Annotated in this window: 16 protein-coding genes; 8 read left to right on the top strand and 8 right to left on the bottom strand. The window is 40.0% G+C overall.

Annotated elements, in window-relative coordinates:
• Positions 1–7: 7 nt before the first annotated feature.
• The 4 genes from DV942_RS18035 to DV942_RS23870 all read left to right on the top strand — a co-directional run bounded on the left by DV942_RS18035 (position 8) and on the right by DV942_RS23870 (position 2,873).
• On the top strand, positions 8–592 hold the full coding sequence (locus DV942_RS18035) for an RNA polymerase sigma factor (protein ID WP_145859877.1): 585 nt from the start codon (positions 8–10) through the stop codon (positions 590–592).
• An 88-nt stretch (positions 593–680) separates the two neighbouring features.
• Positions 681–875 carry a hypothetical protein gene (locus DV942_RS18030; RefSeq protein WP_090984998.1) on the top strand — a complete coding sequence of 65 codons (195 nt, stop codon included), beginning with the start codon at positions 681–683 and terminating at the stop codon, positions 873–875.
• An 814-nt stretch (positions 876–1,689) separates the two neighbouring features.
• Positions 1,690–2,310: an MFS transporter gene (locus DV942_RS23875; protein ID WP_244950735.1), complete on the top strand. Its 621-nt coding sequence runs from the start codon at positions 1,690–1,692 to the stop codon at positions 2,308–2,310.
• A complete protein-coding gene (locus tag DV942_RS23870) occupies positions 2,307–2,873 on the top strand; it encodes an MFS transporter (RefSeq protein WP_244950734.1) in 567 nt (188 codons plus the stop codon). Before DV942_RS23875 ends, DV942_RS23870 begins: the two co-directional genes overlap by 4 nt.
• A 100-nt stretch (positions 2,874–2,973) precedes the next feature.
• Here DV942_RS23870 and DV942_RS18020 read toward each other — a convergent pair whose 3' ends face one another.
• The 3 genes from DV942_RS18020 to DV942_RS18010 are packed head-to-tail and all read right to left on the bottom strand — an operon-like array spanning position 2,974 to position 4,784.
• Positions 2,974–3,585: a hypothetical protein gene (locus tag DV942_RS18020; RefSeq protein WP_145859875.1), complete on the bottom strand. Its 612-nt coding sequence runs from the start codon at positions 3,583–3,585 to the stop codon at positions 2,974–2,976.
• A 4-nt stretch (positions 3,586–3,589) separates the two neighbouring features.
• The gene (locus DV942_RS18015) at positions 3,590–4,141 is read right to left on the bottom strand and encodes a hypothetical protein (protein WP_145859872.1); all 552 of its coding nucleotides are present in this window, start codon (positions 4,139–4,141) and stop codon (positions 3,590–3,592) included.
• A gap of 1 nt (position 4,142) precedes the next feature.
• Positions 4,143–4,784, bottom strand: coding sequence for a hypothetical protein (locus tag DV942_RS18010; protein ID WP_145859869.1), 642 nt, complete (start codon positions 4,782–4,784; stop codon positions 4,143–4,145).
• 204 nt (positions 4,785–4,988) lie between these two features.
• Here DV942_RS18010 and DV942_RS18005 point away from each other — a divergent pair, with 204 nt between their 5' ends.
• Positions 4,989–5,948 carry a hypothetical protein gene (locus DV942_RS18005; RefSeq protein ID WP_145859865.1) on the top strand — a complete coding sequence of 320 codons (960 nt, stop codon included), beginning with the start codon at positions 4,989–4,991 and terminating at the stop codon, positions 5,946–5,948.
• 16 nt (positions 5,949–5,964) lie between these two features.
• Here DV942_RS18005 and DV942_RS18000 read toward each other — a convergent pair whose 3' ends face one another.
• Both DV942_RS18000 and DV942_RS17995 read right to left on the bottom strand, forming a co-directional pair.
• Positions 5,965–8,256: a multicopper oxidase family protein gene (locus DV942_RS18000; protein ID WP_145859863.1), complete on the bottom strand. Its 2,292-nt coding sequence runs from the start codon at positions 8,254–8,256 to the stop codon at positions 5,965–5,967.
• A gap of 13 nt (positions 8,257–8,269) precedes the next feature.
• Positions 8,270–8,746: a DUF3347 domain-containing protein gene (locus DV942_RS17995; RefSeq protein WP_145859861.1), complete on the bottom strand. Its 477-nt coding sequence runs from the start codon at positions 8,744–8,746 to the stop codon at positions 8,270–8,272.
• Between the two features lie 745 nt (positions 8,747–9,491).
• Between DV942_RS17995 and nth the strand changes: the two genes are divergently transcribed.
• Together nth and recA are read left to right on the top strand one after the other, a co-directional pair.
• Positions 9,492–10,157, top strand: a complete 666-nt coding sequence (nth, locus tag DV942_RS17990) for an endonuclease III (protein WP_134204764.1) — start codon at positions 9,492–9,494, stop codon at positions 10,155–10,157.
• A 133-nt stretch (positions 10,158–10,290) separates the two neighbouring features.
• Complete coding sequence (recA, locus tag DV942_RS17985; RefSeq protein WP_145861824.1) at positions 10,291–11,304, top strand: recombinase RecA; 1,014 nt, start codon at positions 10,291–10,293, stop codon at positions 11,302–11,304.
• A gap of 77 nt (positions 11,305–11,381) precedes the next feature.
• On the opposite strand, the gene DV942_RS17980 is transcribed toward recA, so the two are convergent.
• From DV942_RS17980 to tsaD, 3 genes are all read right to left on the bottom strand, one after another.
• Positions 11,382–13,736 carry a TonB-dependent receptor gene (locus DV942_RS17980; protein ID WP_145859859.1) on the bottom strand — a complete coding sequence of 785 codons (2,355 nt, stop codon included), beginning with the start codon at positions 13,734–13,736 and terminating at the stop codon, positions 11,382–11,384.
• Between the two features lie 71 nt (positions 13,737–13,807).
• Positions 13,808–14,008, bottom strand: a complete 201-nt coding sequence (locus tag DV942_RS17975) for a hypothetical protein (protein ID WP_145859857.1) — start codon at positions 14,006–14,008, stop codon at positions 13,808–13,810.
• A 424-nt stretch (positions 14,009–14,432) separates the two neighbouring features.
• A complete protein-coding gene (gene tsaD, locus DV942_RS17970; RefSeq protein ID WP_145859855.1) occupies positions 14,433–15,434 on the bottom strand; it encodes a tRNA (adenosine(37)-N6)-threonylcarbamoyltransferase complex transferase subunit TsaD in 1,002 nt (333 codons plus the stop codon).
• Between the two features lie 75 nt (positions 15,435–15,509).
• On the opposite strand from tsaD, the gene DV942_RS17965 reads away from it, so the two are divergent.
• Positions 15,510–19,934 carry a translocation/assembly module TamB domain-containing protein gene (locus DV942_RS17965; RefSeq protein ID WP_145859853.1) on the top strand — a complete coding sequence of 1,475 codons (4,425 nt, stop codon included), beginning with the start codon at positions 15,510–15,512 and terminating at the stop codon, positions 19,932–19,934.
• Positions 19,935–20,448: the final 514 nt, after the last annotated feature.

Genomic DNA, 20,448 nt, shown 5'->3' with positions numbered 1-20,448 from the left:
TAAACCTATGAATTTACAATCATATAATGATCAGGACCTGGTAAAGGTATATATTGCCGGGAACGAGAATGGATTGCAGGAACTTCTTAGAAGACATAAAAGTAAAATTTATACCTCTATCTACTTATTGGTAAAAGACCAATATCTGGCTGAGGATATATTTCAGGATGCTTTTATCAAAGTGATCAATACCCTGCGATCAGGAAGATATAACGAGGAAGGTAAATTTTTGCCTTGGGTAATGCGTATTGCGCATAACCTGGTTATCGATTATTTCAGAAGAGAAAAGAGAACGCCGATCATCACCAGTGCGGATGGGATAGATGTATTTAATATGCTACACTTTTATGATGAGAGCGCAGAAGATAAAATGCTTCGCGATCAAACCCATAAAGATTTAAAAGCGATGATCCATTTATTGCCAGATGAGCAGAAAGAAGTGCTTTTGATGCGCCATTATGCCGATTTAAGCTTCAAAGAAATAGCAGATCTAACTGATGTCAGCATTAATACAGCCCTGGGCCGTATGCGTTATGCATTGAGCAACCTGCGTAAAATGCTCAAAACAAAAGAGATGACCTACAAAGGGTAGTAAAAATGTTACATATTTTTTTTTAGGGTTTGAAATAAAGCATCTGAACTATCGTTAAGTTTATAAAACTTATCACATTCAGTTGCTTATGACAAAAACCTCTACATCAAAAAACAATGTAAATTTACCTACACCTAACATGTTTCAGCCAATAACTGATATGGAATCTGATGCAGAAATCGACTTATTTTATGATCAAATAAAAAGCAAGTTAGATACGCTGGTTAAAGATCCTCAAGACGAAACCATCAATAAGATTTTAGCATACAGCAGGTCGTTATAAAATTTGCAATGTAGAAAGGTTGTTCCACGGAGTGGGACAACCTTTTTTTATAGTTCAGTAGCCATTGGTTCATCAGCAGTAAAATTACAAATTGCCAACTGATAATCGATAACTGCTAATTGCTAACCGAATTATGGTTTGTCGGTTAACCGCAAATCGCCCCTCCATTCGTCATCGTGAGGGATAATTTATCTTATAAAAATCAATATAATTGATAATAGCATTTAATGGAAATAAATCTTCCAGGAAGGATCGTCATTGCGAAAAGGCTTTTTCAGCCGACAGCCTGCCCCGATTTTCAGGGAAGCAATCTTACAGCAAGGATTATTAGCAAAGATTGCTTCGCCGTTTCTCTCCTCGCAATGATGACTTTTTTAGGTATTCTGTCAATGGTAGGAATAATTTATTGTATAAAATCAATATGATTGACAGAAGTATTTAATGGAAATAAGCCTCTGAAAGGATCGTTCATGGCCAGAAGACTTTTCCAGCCGACGAAGCAATCTTTGCGTCAAGCATTACTAGCAGGATAGATTGCTTCGTCGTTCCTCTCCTCGCAATGACGACTTTTTTAGGTATTCGGTCAATGATAACTTGTTTCAAGGTGTGGCATCCGGGGTTAATGCAAACTGCTCATTGAAAACTGTAATAATGATTAATTCTAAATAGGTTAACCGTAAACATCCTCCCCCATCCAACACCACCCGTCTTCCATCCAACATCTTCCATTGCCCACATAAATTGCCCAATTTTTACAATCCCTACCATAAAAAGCCCTACCTTTGCATAGTGTATTTTTAACACTAAGGGCATAATGAACAAGAATTTACTTCCACTCACTTTAGGTGGTTTGGGCATCGGTATTACTGAATTTGTAATGATGGGTCTATTACCTGATATCGCTAAAGACCTAAAAGTAACCATTCCGCAGGCCGGGCATTTAATTTCCGCTTACGCATTAGGCGTGGTAATCGGCGCGCCCTTGTTAATTATGATTGCGGGTAAATATCCACCAAAAAAAATATTGATGGCCTTGATGATCATGTTTACGGTCTTCAATGCCTTTTCCGCATTCGCACCTACTTTCAACATTCTTTTTATCTCCAGGTTACTTTCAGGCTTGCCTCACGGGGCATTTTTCGGTGTAGGATCAGTAGTGGCCAGCAGAATAGCAGAAAAAGGGAAAGCTGCACAGGCCGTATCGCTGATGTTTATGGGCCTAACCATTGCCAATATTGTAGGCGTACCACTAGGCACTTTCATCGGCCATAATTTCTCCTGGCGCATCTCTTTTGCAGTGGTAGTATTTGTAGGTTTGATAACATTATTAAGTTTAAAATTATGGCTACCTGCTTTGGAAGCCACGAAAAACCGCGATTTAAAAGCTGAATTAAGTTTCTTCAAAAAAGAGAAGCCTGGATCATCATTTTTATGATTTCTATCGGAACAGGCGGACTATTTACCTGGTACAGTTATATTGCGCCGTTAATGACAGATGTTGCAGGCTTTTCATCAAATGCAGTAACCTATATATTAATGCTGGCGGGCTTAGGCATGATGTTCGGCAATTACGTTGGCGGCCGTTTGGCCGATAAATTTTCTCCAGCCAAAGCATCTGCAGCTTTATTGCTCACGATGGTGGCTACCTTAACCATTGTTCATTTTGTATCCGCGAACCAACCTTTGGCGTTAATCATGACTTTTATTACGGGTGCTGTCGCTTTCTCATTGGCTGCCCCTATCCAGATGTTGATGATCCAAAGTGCTAAAGGCTCTGAAATGTTGGCGGCCTCTGCCAGCCAGGCGAGTTTTAACATTGGTAATGCGTTAGGCGCTTTCTTTGGCGGACTGCCACTGGTTTATGGCTTTGATTATACTTCACCGGCTTATGTGGGTGCAGCTATGGCTTTGGTTGGCGCTTTGTTTGCCTTCTGGCTCATTAAAAGCAATCAGGGCGCAACGGAAAAGGCTAAAGTGCCGGCTACTTCTTTTCATTAAAGCAATGATTGAATGAGAGAATGACTGAGTTGGAAAATACAAGTCATTCTCTCATTCAAAACTCAATCATTCAAAACCCACAGCTTCCAACCACCTCATCTTAAAATTGTGTGGACTCATGCTTTCTCCTTACCTGGTCTCTCAGCCTACCTAATGCCAAACCCATTGATATTCCATAAAAAGACTCCACTTTATTCAGATTTGCCGAAAAACCAACAGTAAGTGAAGCGGTTCCATCCAGATAAAGACCATACTTGATTTCCATTGGCAAAGCAATCGCTCTCCTTACGATCCTTTCATATACATAATTGCTGAACAGGCATCCGCCCGGCCGGTCACAATCATCGTACAAAAATGCGCCGCGGCTGATCTGTTTAGCCATCGCCAGGCCAGTTCCTAACCTCAGATAATGGTAACGGTTTAACGTATAACTTTTCCCTGCCAAAACACTAATGTCAGACACACGAGGCTCGGGCAATCCGCCAGAGTAAAATATCCTGACCCGCCTAACGCCCGATGTTTTAACCGATATAAAATTATTTCTTTTTTGCAGGAAAATATCTATATCACTGTACAACCGCCCGTTTCCACCGCCACCTAAATTAAAACCCAGACCGAAATAGGTTTTACGTTTCTGGTGCAAGGTATCCCGCTGCGCAACAACTAACCCCGTAATGCAAACGCAAAGCAAACATAAAATATACTTTTTCATATGATTAAAGCATTTTAGAGCTAAATACCACACCTAAGCCCATTGTAGCAAAAGTTTTTTGCCTGTTCGCATTACCGTTTACCGACACAGAAACCCCAACACCATCGACAAAACGATAGATATATCTGGCTTCAGCAACAATTCCAGCTGAATTTTTCTGTATAATTTTATCCCTCACCGTATCACCATTAGATTGATCGTACTTTTTAAGGTCAGCAATTACAGCCATACCAGCACCAAACTCGAAACGATGATTGGAATTTAACTTGAACCCTTTACCTAAAACAAGGGCCAATTCCGAAAAACCCGGAACGGTTGTTTTCTCACCATCAACATTTACTTCATAAGTATCCTGCAACACCGATGACATTTTAAACTTGAGATAAGAACCTGGTTTATGATACCCAATAAAACCCGATAAAAGTGGTTTTTGTAATGTTGCGGCACCGAACTCCAAACCAACACTTAAATTCCGAAAAAAATCACCATAATCTTCTTGTGATTTAGCCACATTGCCAAGCAGAGCTAAACCTAAAACCAGAGAAAGCCTTTTCATACTATTTTGAGTTTACTCTTTTGAAATGATAAGAAATGTTGTAGGAATAGCCGAGCATAAAAAAGAATAAAATAGCTCCGGTATTGTCAATAGCATGATTTAGAATAAGGCCGCCATCTTTAGCTAACCCTATTCGGGTTTTCTCGCTTTCAGAGCCTCCTAAAATATAAGGGATACCTTGTAAGGTAACAGACTTATTTCCTAACAATAACATGCCCCGAGACTGTAGCTTAAATGATAACCTTACAGAATCTTTATTTAAGCCATTTTCCTTAAAAAGAAAGTTGGCCTGATCACCTGAAACCTGAACGACCACATGACAATTGGCAAGTGTATCAAAACTGATCTGGCTTTTACTCACATATTGATGAAACTGGCGATTCCTGGATGAATAAGCCTGCAGACCGGCAGTACTAGTCTTCTGATAAAACGAGTCTGGATATAATTCATAGGTACCTGAAAGCATTGACAAGTTCTTTTCCGTCAATCTGACTTTATAATGCCTGATAGGACCGTCAGAGAACGACGCGCAACCCGAGAGCGAACAGCAGCAGGCGAGCGCTAAAATAGTAGTTGTAATTTTCTGATCAATTCCAAAGGTATGACCGTTTGGGGTTGCGGGGTTTGGGCGTTGCATATCCATTTGATGTAATTAGTTTATGATCAAATCTAAGACACCAAATAACCTTCAAAAAATCTTAAAGATTACATATGGTTAAACAAAACATCTTTAAAGACAATATTTTAGTTCGAACAGTAATTATCAATTATCTTTTATAAATTACATTAATTAAACAACCCATTTAGTTACTAAAAAGCGGAATATTCCACCTAAAAATTAATCTTAATGAATAATCAGCAAGCATTATTTTTCCAGGCCATAAAATCTTCATTGCCCGATTATCAAAACCTGGCATTAAGTATAGCAGAAGAATTAGGGATCAGCACCAATGAGGCTTATAAAAAAATAAGAGGCGACAGCAACCTTACCTTTCAACAGATCATCAAACTCTCTGACTGTTTCGATGTTCCATTTCTGTACAGTCCGAAGAATTCTCTTTCTGTTACTTTTAGCTATTTAAGTGTAAACGAAGATCTGGATATGGTAAACTACCTGCGCAATCTGCTGGAGAACATTAAAGCCATTAAAAAAAGTAAGGAGAAACACATCACCATCACCACGGATGACATCCCCTTGTTTCATTTTTTCAAATACCCCGAACTTACCAGCTTTAAACTCTTCTTTTGGGCAAATAGTGCCAATAACTATGGGAAATCTTTTAGCGCTCCCATTCTATCCGATGAGATTATCGAAATTTCCCAAGAGCTGCACACCGCTTACCTGGAAATACCGAGTACCGAAATATGGTCGAAAGATACCGTAACGGGTACACTTGAGCAAATCAGGTATGCATTCGAAGCAGGCCATCTTACCGACACCGAACTGGCTATAAAGATTGTGGAACAGGTAAGGTATTGCCTTACTGACATGAATATGTATGCCATTAGCAGCAAAAAAACCATTGACCCCAACCATACCTTCAACTGGTACAGTTGCGATGTACTGGGAAGCATTGCTTACCTGGTTGATTTTAAAGACCGTATGACCTGCTACAACAGGTTTAATACTTTTAATTACTTAAAAACAGAAGACCATGCTTATTGCAGGCAAACCAAACAATGGATGCAGGGCCTGATTATGAAATCGGTTTCCTTTAGTGGTCAGGGCGAAAAACACCGCAACAAGTATTTATATCATGCGTTTGCCGAATGCGATAAATTGCTGAAAGAAATAACCAGGCATTAACCTGGCACATTATACCTTAATAATTAAGGGTTAAGCCTGCACCAAAGCCCATATCGCTGTCATAATGGGCAGAAATTCCCATGTATTTAGTGGTAATGAATTTAAGTCCGCCCATAAATTCTTTATCACTATTTACCATAAAACTTGCCCTTAAACGCCTGGAAACGGGTATGTCTTCACGCATTAACTGCAGGCGGACATTACCATTATGATATACTTCTGCCTGTGCAATAACCAACATAGGCAAGGTATAGGCAAGTCCCAAACTAAACATGCTTCTATTGTCTTTTGTATTTTTCTGGCCAAAAATATTACTTTCTTGTTTAGTTACATCCATTTTCCGGTACCGCCAATCGAAACCGACAAAAGGCATTAACCATTGCATCCGATCGATGTACCGGCCAACATGGGTTTCGGTTTCAAAGCCGTGCATTTTAGTATACCCCAGGCGCCACTCGGTTCCGATACGCCAGCGTGTGTTGGCCAGCATGGCCATGCCATCATTTCCGTTACTGGCAAAATCATTTTCAGCCATAAAATGGAACATCCTGTCATCAGCAAAAAGCTTTCGCTGTGCCAGCCTGCGATTGGGAATTTCAGGGTTTGGAGGCGAGTTTTCATAGCTAAAAACCCTACCCATACCGCTCATCATATGGTACAGAATATGGCAGTGAAAAAACCAGTCGCCACTTTCTGAAGCGCGAAACTCAATGGTATCACGCTCCATGGGCATAATATCAAGTACGTTTTTCAAAGGCGCGTAATCGCCCTGTCCATTAATTACCCTGAAATCGTGCCCATGCAGATGCATGGGATGGCGCATCATGCTGTTGTTGTATAGAATGATGCGCAGGTTTTCACCTTTTCTGATCAGGATTTTATCTGCTTCAGAAATCGTTTTGTTATTCAGGGTCCAAACATAACGGTTCATATTGCCCGTTAGCTGAAACTCCATCTGCCGGGTGGGTGCTTCCGGCAGAACCGTTTTTTCGGGTGCACGCAGCATATTGTAATTTAATGTTTTGAGAGGTGCTTTCATCCCACCGCCATCACCCATATCATGGCCTTTATGTGCATCATCGACAGCAGTATCTCCGCCACTGCGATCCAGCTCAGCATACATAACGGCATTCATATCCATTACCTGATTCTGCATTTTCATGCCATCCATCTGCACCATATTACCATCCATGTCCATCATTTCGTTCATCATTTTCATGCCTTCGAAATATTTCAGCCTGGGTAGTTTCTGAGCGCTCACCTGCTGTCCGCTGCCCAGCCACAGGGATGCCGATCCGGTACGGTCTTCAGGCGTAACCAAAAACTCATAGCTTTTATTTTCAGGAATGGTTACAATTACATCATAAGTTTCTGATACGGCAATCATCAGCCGATCTACCTCAACAGGCGTCACATCGTTACCATCACTGGCCACTACTGTTATTTTACCACCGGCATAGGTGAGCCAAAAATAGCTGGAGGCCCCACTGTTAGCAATGCGCAACCTGATCTTATCGCCCGCCTTCAGTTTGTTTGGCACCTGGTACTGATTTTTTCCATTTACTAAAAACGCTTCATAATACACATCACTCACATCCATAGCAGTCATCCGTTTCAGTTCGTTGGTGAGTTTGGTTTTAAAGTGTCCACCTTTTATGGCTTCAGCATAACTCTGCGTTGTACCTTTTTTGATCGCGAACCAGTCGTTCGCATTGTGTAACCGCCTGTCCACTTCACGAGGCTTCATATTGGTCCACTCACTTAAAACTACAGGTACGGTGGGCATAACCGGCTCTTTTCTTTTATTTAAAATCATCGCGCCATACATGCCAATCTGCTCCTGCAAACCCGAGTGACTATGGTACCAATGGGTACCGTTCTGTATGATCGGAAAACGGTAAACATGGGTTTCATTTGGTTTGATGGGCATTTGTGTAAGGTAAGGAACGCCATCATAGCGGTTAGGCAAAAATAGTCCGTGCCAATGTAATGAGGTTGATTCTTTTAGTTTATTGTGCACATATATTTCTGCAGTATCGCCTTCGGTAAAGGTTAGCGTTGGCATGGGTATCTGTCCGTTAACTGCAATTGCGCTTTTAGGTTTCCCGCCAAAAGTTACCGTTGTATCGGCAACGTACAGATCATATCGTACCACTCTGGGCAGCCTGCTCTCGCTTAAAGCTGTAACAGCGCTTGCTTTCTGAAGAGTTTTTCCGGGGCCGGCTGCTTCTGTCGTACTATGTTGATGTTGGGCAAAAGCGGCGCTGTAAAGCAAAATAGCCAGGCAACAAACTAAAATAAACTTCATTTTATCGTGTATTTTATTTAAGTACTTCGGCTATCTTGCCACAACTCAACATTATATTACCATAATATGGGTTTTTGATCACCTCGTCTTCGCTTAACCAATAGCTTTTTTTCATCGGACAATAAGCATAATAAACAGGTTTATCGTTTAGTTTTTTTGCTTTTACCAGGGCATAAAAATCGGCTGATAAGGAAGAGAAATCATCTCTCTGATGTTCAATATCTTTACTCCCGGCGATGTGCCCGGCATCAAATAATATTTTGTCGCGCAATACTTTCGAAGCATTGGTTCTTTCGTTTGCCTTTATTGCATTAATGAATTGAGTAGCCTTTGCACCAGCCAAACTTGCATTACTGCTGATTAAAGCCTCTTTAATCTCGTGGTAGGCCTGCAGAGGATTAAGCCCTACTGTTTTTTCTTGTGCTGACAGGCCGCCTGCTACAACCAGTAAAAGGACATGGAGGATCCAGAATTTAATTAAAATTTTCATTTTGCGCTTAAATTTTAAACAAAACTAGCGGTATGGCCTTTAGTAACTTTACACTTTTAGCGGAAATGTTTACATAATTATTGGATTGAGGTAGGCCAGACATTGACTATTGAGGAATTAAATGGTTTGTTTAAACAATTATAAAAGGATTCGACTGTGCTGGCAGGTAGCGGTGGTATCTTTTCAGTTTTTTTGGAAACGGACGTTCTGTAATTCTTCGGTGGCAGCAGTCCCGTTATCCGCTTTATCCCGACAGAAAAAGTCAGGATGCCCGCTCCTACCGGGTTTATTGAACAAGGGTTACGGCAAAAATGGCAAGATCCTTTTAGTAATACCCCACTAGTCTTCAACCTACAGTCCTCGCTGGCTATAGGCTATTCCACTTAATCCGGGTTTAGGAACAAGGGCCGTACGTACTGAAGACCTTAAAAATGGAATACTAAATTACCTACCCAGCCCCGGTTGAAGCGCTATCCTGCAGTAACGAGGTATCCCGAATTTTTGGGAAAGCGTAGAAGGGGAAAACGGGAACAAACCTTAATCTTAGCAGCAAATTGCGCTCCCATTTAAAGCAAATTAATTTCTTTAGATGTTCCTTCAACCCTTTCAGGCTGAATTTTCTATAAAATTTCTTCTATCCATCTCACATCATCCATTTTACTTAATCCATCCTACCTAATCCATTTTACATCACCCATCTCACATTTAGCACATTACATTTTCCATCTTTAACCTATATTTGCACATGCTTAAAAAAGAACGCTACAAACTTTTTGTAGAACATTTTTCGGCCAGGCAGCCTGATGCAGAAACCGAGTTACACTATAATAACCCTTATCAGCTTTTGGTAGCTGTAATCCTTTCGGCACAGTGTACCGATAAGAGAGTGAATATGGTAACGCCAGCTCTTTTTCAGCGCTTTCCCAATGCCAAGGCTTTAGCTGAGGCTACACCCGATATAGTTTTCGATTATATCAGAAGCATCAGCTACCCCAACAACAAGGCAAAACACCTGGTAGGAATGGCCAACATGCTGCTGAATGAATTTAATGATGTGGTTCCCTCGGAAGTTAACGACCTGCAGAAAATGCCAGGCGTAGGACGCAAAACAGCCAATGTAATTGCATCGGTAATTTACAATGCACCGGCAATGGCAGTTGATACCCATGTTTTCCGCGTGGCCAACCGCCTGGGCTTAACCAATGGCAAAACCCCACTGGCAGTTGAAAAGGACCTGGTCAAAAACCTTCCAGAACACGATATCCATATCGCCCATCACTGGCTTATTCTTCACGGGCGCTACGTTTGTGTAGCCCGAAACCCGAAATGTGAGGTGTGTGAAATTACTTACATGTGCAGGTATTTTGAACGCTTAACTGCACAGAACGAAAGGGATAAATTAAAAGCCTAAAAATATTTTAAATTTACTATTGACATTAGCCAAAAAAGCCTTACATTAGCTAAATATTTTAGTATTATAGATATCAAACATTTAGCATATTAGCCGATAATCAATTATATTTACGTAATCAATGAAAAAAGAAATGAGCACTGCAAATCCAGATAAATTAAAAGCCCTTCAGCTTACTTTAGATAAACTAGAGAAATCATACGGTAAAGGTACCATCATGAAACTTGGCGATACTGCTGTCGAACCGATAGACTTTATTTCTACCGGATCAATCAGTTTAGATATTGCTTTAGGCATTGGCGGTATTCCAAAAGGACGTATCATCGAGATTTATGGACCAGAATCTTCCGGTAAAACAACTTTAGCTACGCACATCATTGCCGAAGCACAGAAAAAAGGCGGTATCGCTGCTTTTATCGATGCGGAGCATGCTTTCGATCAGTTTTATGCCAAGAAACTAGGCGTAGATACCGATAACCTTTTAATTTCTCAACCCGATAACGGTGAGCAGGCATTGGAAATTGCCGATAATTTAATCCGCTCCGGCGCTATAGATGTAATCGTAATTGACTCTGTTGCAGCTTTGGTTCCTAAAAGTGAAATTGAAGGTGAAATGGGCGACAGTAAAATGGGTTTACATGCCCGTTTAATGAGTCAGGCTTTACGTAAATTAACCGGAACGATTTCCAAAACCGGATGTTGCTGTATCTTTATCAACCAGTTACGTGATAAAATCGGCGTAATGTTTGGTAACCCTGAAACCACAACCGGTGGTAACGCTTTGAAATTTTATGCATCGGTACGTTTAGATATCCGTCGTATTTCACAAATCAAAGACTCTGACGAAGTTTCCGGTAACCGTGTTAAAGTAAAAATTGTAAAAAATAAAGTGGCTCCTCCTTTCCGTATTGCAGAATTTGATGTGATGTTTGGAGAAGGTATTTCCAAAAATGGCGAGATTATCGACTTAGGTGTCGATTTTGGCATCATCAAAAAAGCCGGCTCATGGTTCTCTTATGGAGATACCAAGCTGGGACAAGGCAGAGATGCAGTAAAACAATTATTGAGCGACAATCCTGAACTTGCAGAGGAACTGGAAAATAAGATCAAAACCGAAGTAACGGGCGAGCATCTGGCAGAAAAATAAGCCTGATCAATTTAGCCTGAATATAGAAAAAGCGTCATGATTTTAAAATCATGACGCTTTTTTATTTCAACATCTGGTTAATAACTAACTGAAATACCAAAATTTACCGAAGTACCTCTTCCTTTCGAATAAAAACCTGGTTGCATAAACCATTGCGCCCTGGCAGGGAAATAATCCTGGTTAAAAATGTTATCAATACCAAGAGTAAGCCTGGTGTTCTTTTTTACCTGATAAATACCCGCAAAACTGAATAAATGATAAGCTTGAACAGCACCTTCATTACCGTTATACACGCCATTGCTGTTTTTCTCAAACCTGTTACGCGAATTGATACCGGTGTAATTTAAGGTCAAGTCCAATACTTTTAACGGACTATAGGTCACTGAAGCCGTAACTTTTGGCGCGGAAATGCGGCGACCATTGAGGTACATGTCAACGGCATCGTTAAACTTTCCGTTCTTGTCAATATCGCGCTTACCTTCAGTATAACTGTAACTTGCAGATAGACCTAACTGATCAAAAAGTTGATAATCGGCCACCAACTCAAAACCATAAATCTTTTCAGGGTTTCTTGCCGTATTGAAAAGCCCGGTAGCAGGATCATAAACTACTTCGATACCCAGTTTGGATGTACTGATATAACCCGACGCAGAAAATGTTAATCCAGCGACTTTACTTTCAAAACCAGCCTCATAATTATTAACCTTCACCGCATCGGTATTGATCTTATCAATGCTGTTTACTTTGGCATCACGTAAAGCCAATCCAATATCCATCACAGAAAAACCCTGAGAGAAACTTACAAAGGGGCTGAATAAATTAAATTGATTATACCTTAAACCTGCATTAAAGAGATAAGTGCTGTATTTTAAATTTCCCCCTGTTACATCAAAAGATGGTGTGATGGTTGAATTGTTTGCACCAGTGGTTCTTAAGGTACGGTAATCATCAACGGCTATATTTACATTTTCGTAACGCAAACCTGTTTTAAAAACCAGTTTACCTAAAATGTTGAAATCTGCCTGTGCGAAGGGTGCGATGTTGGTCATATCCATTGTAGGCACCCATACCCTACCATCAACCAATGGCTGCGCCGTTTTATCTTTCATGAAATCTGCACCATAGGCCAGATTCATTTTCAAAGAGTTGAGGTTAAGTATTGGTGTTTCGAGAAATAAACGCGCGCCTCTTTTATCGTTTTTGGCCAACGATTGACCATCACCCCCATCAAAACGACCTAAAGAGACATAGAACACATCTTTTCGGGTTTCACAATAAACATCTGCATGCAGGCTGGAATGCAGAAAGGTGCTATCAATCTTATATGATAGATTTAGATTATGGTTGTAATCAACCCCGGTCGGAATCCCAAGTGGTTTTCCCAGTACCCCTGTTGCTTTCTGACCGGTTGCCAGGTTACCGTTTACCAAAGTAAAATTGCTGTTTTGCAAACTGCTGTAGGTATTATAAGAAAGCTGAATACGCTGATTTTTTGCTGGCACATAACCGAATTTGGCAAAAGCATTGTAAGTGTCTGTTTCGCCAAGGCTATAGTTTGGTCCTACCACATCACCTTTTGCATCTTTATATTCACCGGTTTGCTCGTACATACCGCTAACCACGTAGTCGAATTTACCTAATTTCCCATAAAACATCTGGCTAATTCTACCTCCTTCTGAGTTTTTGACCTTAACCAACGATCCATTTAAATTAAGCTGGGTTTTACCTGCAAACCTGGCCGCTGTATCCGGAACCATGGTGATGTAATTTACCAGACCTCCTGCAGCACCATTACCATAAATGGCAGTAGCTCCTTTTACCACTTCGATACGTTCAAGCACCGATGGATCTATGGATCTTAAATCCACCTCTGCGTTTCTTAATGGCGATGATTGGGACACACCATCAATCATCACCAGCATGGGGCGGCCCCTTAAGTTTTGCCCTACATTATTTCCGGTTTGCGCCGTAGGCGCAAAACCAGGCACCTGATTAGCCAATATTGTACTTAAATCGGGTACAATAGCCAACTCTTTTTCCAGTTTCTGCTTATTTACAATAGTCACTGAAGCGGTGACATTTTTGACGTTTTCCGGCTTTCTCGAAGTCGAAATCAATACATCATCTAAAGTATTGGGTACTGGTTCCAGTATAAAATTTATAACCGTATCAGCCTGAACTGAAGAAAATTGCTGTACAAATGTTTTATATCCAACCGCAGTCAACTGGACATTGAATGGCACGCCACTTTTAATATACATTGTATAATAACCTTTGCTATCGGCCTGGGTTTTCTGGCCCGGGAACAAAAGGGTTACGTACGGAATTCGGCTACTTTTATCCCTGATGTATCCTTCAATCTTCACATTTTGGCCATACGCCAAAAGAAGTTGACACATCAGGATGGTCATGATCAGTATAATTTTTTTCATCTATCTTTAATTTTCGCCAAAGATAGAAAATAGACACTAATAAGAATAGGTCTAAATAAGAATTAGAACATTTAATTGTTTTGACTGAAAATAGCACTGAAGTCCTTGGTTACATAAACAATAACCAAAAGCGCAGCAATCACCAAGGCACCCAGGATAATTACGCCCCAGCTTCCTTTCAGCTTGTTTTTATCTTTTCTGATTAACCAGTATAGCAGGCCAATTAAAGGTACCGCACAGATAATCCAAAATATTAATGATGCTCCAGTCATATATGTATTTAATTTAATAGTTTTTATTGATTCGAAGTCGGAAGTTAAGGTGTTAATCCATTCAAGGGGCTATAATCCACATCAGTTTTTTGTATGCAATTTTCAGTTCACAGTTGCCGGTCTCCAGTTTTCAATCTCTGCGCTTTAAGAGCTAAATCCCCTAATCAGGCGTCCTCCTGATCCGATAGCTAGCTATCGGATTTATTTCAGGATCTATCCACAGCATTAATCATCATGGCGTCCCTTACATCAGCCTGCAACCAGCTATCGTTGTAAGATTGATTCCCTGAAAAGAGATAACTAATGAATCAGTCAATATAATATGGAGTTGTTAAACTATTCATTCTAAACCAATGACCAATAAACCAATGACCAATAAACTAATGACTAATGAACCATTGACCAATGAACCAATGCCCCAGCTTTAAAACTCCATCCGTGCCATTGGAGAAACATTCTGCCCTACAAAATCCTGTTTCAGGTATTTGTGGTAACCAGCAATGGCAATCATGCCCGCATTATCCGTACAGTATTGAAAAGCCGGTATGTAAATCTTCCAGCCCAGCTCGTCGGCAGTTTGTTGCAAACCGTTCCGTAAACCAGAGTTTGCCGAAACACCGCCTGCAATAGCTATTTCATTTATTCCGTACTGTTTTGCAGCTTTTTTCAATTTGTTTAGCAAAATCTGCACAATACTATGTTGAACTGATGCACAAATATCATCTAAATTTTCGGCAATAAAAGCAGGGTTCTGTTGCTCTTGTTTTCTGATGAAATACAAAATGGAGGTTTTGAAACCACTAAAGCTAAAATTCAGATCAGCTATTTGTGGTTCGGCAAACTTAAACGCCAAAGGATTTCCCTGTTGCGCATGCTTATCAATCAATGGACCGCCAGGATAAGGCAAGGCCAGTAGTTTTGCGGTTTTATCAAAAGCCTCGCCTGCGGCATCGTCCAGGGTTTCGCCAATAATTTCCATATCAAAATAATCCTTTACCAGCACAATCTGTGTATGTCCGCCAGAAACGGTTAAACAGATAAAAGGAAAATTTGGCTTGGGATCATCAATAAAATGCGCCAGAATATGCGCATGCATATGATTAACAGAAATTAAAGGTATATTTAAAGCTAATGCAAAAGATTTTGCAAAAGAAACACCCACTAATAACGATCCCAGGAGTCCGGGGCCACGTGTAAAAGCAACGGCATTAATGTCCTGTTTTGTAACCTGAGCATTAATTAAAGCCTGTTGTACAGCAGGCACAATATTTTGCTGATGTACCCTTGAAGCTAATTCAGGGATAACACCACCATAATTTTGATGAATTGTTTGGTTTGCAATAACATTGGCAGTAATTTTGCCGTTGTTACAAACAGCAACGGATGTATCATCGCAAGAGGATTCGATAGCAAGTATAACAGACAAATTATTTAATATTTAAGCTGCAAAATTATTAAAAAACTATTTAAAATACTCCTTTGGGTAATTGCATCAATAATTTTGCTGCTTGCGCTTCTTATTTTCTCACTCCAATTTAAGCCTGTTCAAACCTATTTTGCACAGCGGGCTGCCGCATACCTGTCTAAAGAGCTTAAAACCACAATATCAATCAAGAGTCTTTACATCAAACCATTTAAATCTATTGTACTTAAGGATTTATTGGTTTTGGATTTACAAAAAGACACTTTATTAAGCACGCCACAATTCATGGTCGATATTAATCAGTTATCCATTGATAAAAAGATTATTGATATCAATACCGTCCAAATTAATAATGGTCAGTTTTTCCTAAAGGATTTCAAAGATAAGTCTTCTAATCTCGATTTCATCATCAACTACTTCGATTCTGGTAAACCCAAGGTAAAGAAAAAGAAAAGCAAGCCTTTTGACGTCAACCTGGGCCGTCTTATTTTAAATAAGTTTGCCTTCAGGTACATCAACTATAATGCAAAAGACACCACTCAGGGCAAAAGTGTAAACTTTGATAATGTAAACGTAAAAGAGTTGAGTGGGATTTTTGAAGGGTTGGACACCAAGAAACATTTGTTGAAAACCAATATTAAAAACCTAACACTTAAAGAGCGTAGCGGGTTTTACCTCAAAAATTTAACGGCACAAACCACGGTAGACAGTAATGCCATCGAACTGAAAAACCTGCTGCTTGAAACCAACCAGAGCCGCTTAACCAACTATTACCAAATGCGGTTTAAAAGCTTTAGAGATTTTAACCATTATATCGATAATGTGCGGATGAAGGCCATCTTCAAAGACAGTCACATTACCTCAAGAGACGTTGCGTTTTTTGCGCCTGAAATGAATACCATGAAACTTGATCTGGATGTTGACGGCCAGATTACGGGCTTAGTAAATAACCTTAAAGCCAAAAAATTATCTTTAAGAACCGGAAAGGCCACCCACATTAAGGGCGATTTTATTTTGAAAGGGCTGCCGAAATGGAAAGAAACTTTTATGGACCTGAACATTGAAATGGCAGGAACAAACAAAACCGATCTTGATGAAGTGCTGGCTGGTATCACCAATAGCAAAAAGAAAATTGTTCCGGTAATTGTCAAGAAATTTGGCAACATCAACTTTAACGGAAGTTTTACTGGTTTTCAGAACGACTTTATTGCCTATGGGGAGTTTAAAACTAAACTGGGCCGTGTTGTCTCAGACGTAAACATGAAAATTGATAAAAATGAAGTTCCATCCTATACCGGAAACGTAAAAACATACGATTTTAACATCGGCGACCTGTTAGATGAGAAGAGCCTTGGCCGGATCAGTTCTTCATTATATGTGAAAGGGCGCGGAACGGAACTAAAAGATTTGACTGAAAAAATAAATGGCGATGTAACTTATATCGACTTTAACCGATATCGGTACCGTAATGTAAAGATTGATGGTACCTTCGATAAAAAATATTTTGATGGCAAGCTAAGCATTAACGACCGAAACGTTAAACTGGTATTTGACGGGGGTGTTAACCTGAACCCCAAGCTACCGGTATTTAATTTTAATGCTAGTATTTCCAAAGCACGGTTAAAAGCTTTAAAATTGCTAAAGGATTCTCTGATGGTGGATGCCAAATTTACCACCAATTTTTCAGGCACCAACCTGAACAACATATCAGGCAAATTATTAATCCAGCAGATCAGGCTGCAAAACCCTAAAGGCGTTTATAGCATAGATTCTGTGCAGTTAATGGCCAATGGTAACGGCGCTAACCGTGTGCTCGATATCCGTTCGGACATTTTTGATGCGAGTATTAAAGGTGAATATGACTTAAATTCAATCGCTTCCTATTACAAGGCCATCGCCAAAACTTATGTCCCTTCCTTAAAGGCCGACATCATAAAATACAACAAGCAGATTTTTCAGTTTAACCTTCAGGTTAAAAAGTTCGAACCGCTTGCGCAGATCCTGGCGCCGGGCTTAGAATTGGAAGAAGGCGCTACCTTAACGGGAGTTTTCGATTCGCGCAATAATACCGCTACGCTAAATGGTTTTGTGAAGAAACTAAAATACAATGGGATAGTCGTTAACAATATCATCCTCGACGAAAACACCACCACACAACAACTTCAGCTGATTGTAACTTCCGATCGCGTACAGCTTAACGATAGCCTGTTTATCAAGGACGTAAACATTTCCAATATCCTGCGGAATGATAGTCTGGCCTTCAACGTCAAAATGTCTAATACCGAAGAAGATAACCAGCTTGATTTAAACGGATTGGTAGAATTTACCAAAAACCAGGATACCACGGCGAGATTGAGCGTACTGCCATCCATCTTAAAAATCAATAATGAAGAATGGCGTATCCAGGAAAAAGTACGCATTGTACTCAACAACGGTAAAACTGAGATCAGCAATTTCGATTTAACCAATGGCCAACAGCAGGTAACCATTGATGGATTGATTTCTGAAGACCCTAAAGATTTGATTAGTGTTGGATTTAAAGATTTTAGCCTAAAAACCCTCAACCCGTTTACTAAAGGCTTTGGTGTAAAATTGGCTGGAAACGTTAATGGTAAGACCGACCTGTATGGCGTATTAAAAACACTTAGGGTAACCGACGATCTAAAAGTTGATTCGTTAAACTTTAATGATATTTATATCGGCACCTTAACAGATACCTCATCTTACAACAACGAAAGCCAAAAACTGAATGTATTTACCCGTATTGTGGCCGATAATTCGGAAAATTTTAAGCTTACCGGAAATCTTGATCTGAAGGAAAAGGAAATAGACCTTGCGGTAAAAATGGACGACAGTAAGCTCACCGTACTGGAGCCTTTTGTTAAAAAACTGGTATCGAACCTGAAAGGAAACATCTCAGCTGATTTGACGGTAAAAGGTAAGTTGGAAAAACCGGAGATTAACGGAACTTTATCCCTCGATAAGGGACAACTCATGGTAAATTACCTCAAAACCACTTATGTAATTACAGATAAGGTTGAAGTAAATAACAGCGTAATTAAACTTGAGAATTTTGTACTTAAAGATTTAGAAGACCATGAAGCCACCGCAAGCGGTAGCGTAGATTTAAATGAGATTGACAATCCTACACTGAACGTTAAGATAAATGCAAACAGTTTTATGGCCTTAAATACCACGGCGAAAGACAATTCCATTTACTATGGCCGTGCCTATGGCACAGGTGTATTTACCTTTACAGGGCCTACTGATAACATGAAAATTGATATTAAGGCAAAAACGGAAAAAGGAACCGTGTTTAACCTGCCTTTAAACAGTTCAGAAACTGTATCGGATAAAGACTTTATCAATTTTGTGAGTCGCGACTCAGCTGTGGTAGTTAAGAAAAAAACCAATTTTGAAGGATTAACCTTAAGTTTTAAATTAACCATTGATCCCAATACTACAGCAAACATCTATACTACCTTAGGTAATTTAAGTGGCAAGGGTAATGCCGAGCTGAGCTTAAACATTAATAGTGTTGGCGATTTTGAAATGTCTGGCGATTACATCATCGAGACCGGAAGTTTTGACTTTACCGCGCAGGAGATCATCAACAAAAAATTCGAAATCAGACAGGGAGGAACCATCCGCTGGACAGGCAACCCTACTGCAGCGCAAATCAACTTAAAAGCCGTATATGCTTTGAGGGCAAGTTTAAATGATCTTTACAAAGCAGCAAACCGCGATGCCAGCAGCAATGCCAACCAAAGGGTAAATACCGAGGTAGAAATGGGCCTTACCGGTTTATTGTTAAAGCCTGATATTAAACTTGATATCAATTTCCCTTCACAGCCTTCAATTAAAGAAGAACTGCAAACCTATTTCAGCGATCAGAACAACCTGAACCTGCAGGCATTCAGTTTAATTATCAGGAGAAGTTTTGCCCCCGGAAACGGCGGACAGTCGATTGGAAACCAGTTGAGTTCGACAGCTACGAGTACCGCCACCGAACTGGTATTTAACCAGTTCAACAACGTACTTTCTTCCTTAAACCTAAACTTTGTTGATTTAAACGTACGTTCGTTAAGCGAAGCCAACGCCTCGTTCAAGTTCTTTAATGATCGCTTAATTATTAATGCCGGTATCGTAGACCGGAACAGCGTGAACGATTTTACCGTTATCGATTTTTCTAAAGATAATGTTGGCCGAGAGGTGGAGGCGCTTTTCCTGATCAAAAAAGATGGAAGCCTGACTGCCAAAGCGGCAAATAAACCGCCCACTCAACAGAGTATATTCTTAAACAGTGGAATCAGCCCGACGGCAAACGTAACCTCTTTTGGTTTGGTGTATACACAGCAATTCGATACGTTTAAGGAATTCATCCAGAAAATTTCTGGTGCTTACCGCCGAAACCTGAAAAGAAAACAAAGCCCGGTTAAAACAAATAAATCACTTAATAAAGATATTATCATTAATCAAAGTAAGGGAAACCAGCGGAGGTAAGGTGAGTTGCGTTAGTTCATTGGTTTATTTTATCACCTGAGCCCGATTAACAATATAGCTTTAAATTGCCTCATATAAAATATTTTCAGTTCTGAATCGTCACCCTGATCCCATAGCCATCGGATTTATTTCAGGGTCTTTCATGATACAAGATGCTAAATAAATTCAGCCTGAAGAATAGCTATAAATCAGGCGCTTTTAAAACACCATTTCAACAAACAACTATTTGTCAACCTGCCACAGGCGGGAATCCTGATGCCTGTTGTTTGCTAGTTTTTAATTAGACACCAGAACCACGCCAACATAGATCCTGAAACAAGTTCAGGAGGACGAATCTTGTGAGAAATAAACCCTAAAACAAAACCGGTTTAGAAAGACTCATTGCAAAGAAAACAAATACGCACAAAAAAACCAACAATCGAAAACCGGTCTTCAATTGTTGGTTTTTTACTATTTTAATTATTTCGTCAGGCTAAACGCAGGAATCTCCAAACTCCAAACACCCAACTCCAAA

It is taken from the genome of Pedobacter suwonensis (assembly GCF_007833675.1).
GTDB classification, from domain to species: domain Bacteria; phylum Bacteroidota; class Bacteroidia; order Sphingobacteriales; family Sphingobacteriaceae; genus Pedobacter; species Pedobacter suwonensis.
The sequence above is the reverse complement of the archived record's forward strand: the minus strand, read 5'-3'. Positions and strand labels throughout refer to the sequence as shown.

What these genes read in the sequence shown, in the direction of transcription:
- DV942_RS18035 (WP_145859877.1), top strand. Translation starts at nt 8, where the DNA reads ATGAATTTACAATCATATAATGATCAGGACCTGGTAAAGGTATATATT.
- DV942_RS17995 (WP_145859861.1), bottom strand. Translation starts at nt 8,746, where the DNA reads ATGAAAATTTTAATTAAATTCTGGATCCTCCATGTCCTTTTACTGGTT.
- DV942_RS18000 (WP_145859863.1), bottom strand. Translation starts at nt 8,256, where the DNA reads ATGAAGTTTATTTTAGTTTGTTGCCTGGCTATTTTGCTTTACAGCGCC.
- DV942_RS17980 (WP_145859859.1), bottom strand. Translation starts at nt 13,736, where the DNA reads ATGAAAAAAATTATACTGATCATGACCATCCTGATGTGTCAACTTCTT.
- DV942_RS18030 (WP_090984998.1), top strand. Translation starts at nt 681, where the DNA reads ATGACAAAAACCTCTACATCAAAAAACAATGTAAATTTACCTACACCT.
- DV942_RS18015 (WP_145859872.1), bottom strand. Translation starts at nt 4,141, where the DNA reads ATGAAAAGGCTTTCTCTGGTTTTAGGTTTAGCTCTGCTTGGCAATGTG.
- DV942_RS18020 (WP_145859875.1), bottom strand. Translation starts at nt 3,585, where the DNA reads ATGAAAAAGTATATTTTATGTTTGCTTTGCGTTTGCATTACGGGGTTA.
- nth (WP_134204764.1), top strand. Translation starts at nt 9,492, where the DNA reads ATGCTTAAAAAAGAACGCTACAAACTTTTTGTAGAACATTTTTCGGCC.
- DV942_RS23870 (WP_244950734.1), top strand. Translation starts at nt 2,307, where the DNA reads ATGATTTCTATCGGAACAGGCGGACTATTTACCTGGTACAGTTATATT.
- recA (WP_145861824.1), top strand. Translation starts at nt 10,291, where the DNA reads ATGAGCACTGCAAATCCAGATAAATTAAAAGCCCTTCAGCTTACTTTA.
- DV942_RS17975 (WP_145859857.1), bottom strand. Translation starts at nt 14,008, where the DNA reads ATGACTGGAGCATCATTAATATTTTGGATTATCTGTGCGGTACCTTTA.
- DV942_RS23875 (WP_244950735.1), top strand. Translation starts at nt 1,690, where the DNA reads ATGAACAAGAATTTACTTCCACTCACTTTAGGTGGTTTGGGCATCGGT.
- DV942_RS18010 (WP_145859869.1), bottom strand. Translation starts at nt 4,784, where the DNA reads ATGGATATGCAACGCCCAAACCCCGCAACCCCAAACGGTCATACCTTT.
- DV942_RS18005 (WP_145859865.1), top strand. Translation starts at nt 4,989, where the DNA reads ATGAATAATCAGCAAGCATTATTTTTCCAGGCCATAAAATCTTCATTG.